This window comes from Pseudoalteromonas sp. Z1A8, from assembly GCF_011378855.1.
Lineage (GTDB): Bacteria > Pseudomonadota > Gammaproteobacteria > Enterobacterales > Alteromonadaceae > Pseudoalteromonas.
Genome location: NZ_WTLB01000120.1, coordinates 1 through 1018, shown reverse-complemented (window position 1 = coordinate 1018; position 1018 = coordinate 1). Strand labels below are relative to the sequence as shown.

Here is a 1018-nt window from a genome sequence, read left to right as displayed (position 1 = left end):
GGATTTTTCTAAGTTCAATTTAGTAAAAGTAGATAAGTATCAGTATGCTAATTAGATCACATAATTTGGCAGATTGGTATAAATACTGCTAGTTTAGATAGGCACTCCATGAATACTATTATTTAAAAACCTCATGCCCATTAGATTTAAGTTCTATGCGTAAACCTCTGTATCAACCTCTACCTAACTATTTTTTCTCTATTACTAAGGCTTCAGTTAACCTACCAAAAACTGCATATAAAGGCTTGGAGGCTAGATTCGATACATACCGGAGCACCAAATAAGTAAAGCTTTTATATTAGGACAGATGTTATACCAACCTGTATAAATCTTTGATCAATTTAACGGATTAAATTGCACTATAACGTCGTTAAAAATTTTTTATTTATAACAACTAGATACAAAAATTTTTGCCTAGTTCTAGCGTAATTTTCTTAACGTTAAATAGACCCCGTATATAAGCAGGTTGGTATTAAACCAATTGGTATTATCCACAGTGAAAATACTACACACTCATCGCCGGGCGGATATTTTTTATGCTTTTAGCATCGGGAGTCGCTAGGCTCGCTTGACCTACGTGGTAGGTGTTGAATGAGTGTGCATTAATTGTACGCATTTTACTTTTCTGCAGACGTAAAAAAGCCCGAATCGTTAGATTCGGGCTTTCTACAATTTGAAGCCTGGCAATGTCCTACTTTCACATAGCAAATGCTACACTATCATCGGCGCTGTTTCGTTTCACTACTGAGTTCGGCATGGAATCAGGTGGGTCCAAAACGCTATTGTCACCAAGCAAATATGGTGCAAAGAATTAATGACAAGCACGTAGTGCTCCCATTTTCTTTGCGCAAGGTGCCTCAACTTTAACGCTACGCGCTAAGAGTCACCTCTTGAATTTGGAAAATATCTGATAATATTTTTTAAGTCTTTTCAGTAATATCTACTTTAGTCATATTAACTTCTGTCAAACTGTCGCATAAAACGCGTTTGGCGTTGTATGGTTAAGCCTCACGGGTAA

1 rRNA gene is annotated in these 1018 nt (G+C 36.5%); it reads right to left on the bottom strand.

Annotated features, from left to right (window positions below):
• Positions 1–678: 678 nt before the first annotated feature.
• Positions 679–793 (bottom strand): 5S ribosomal RNA (rrf, locus tag GQR55_RS19945).
• Between the last annotated feature and the right edge of the window lie 225 nt (positions 794–1018).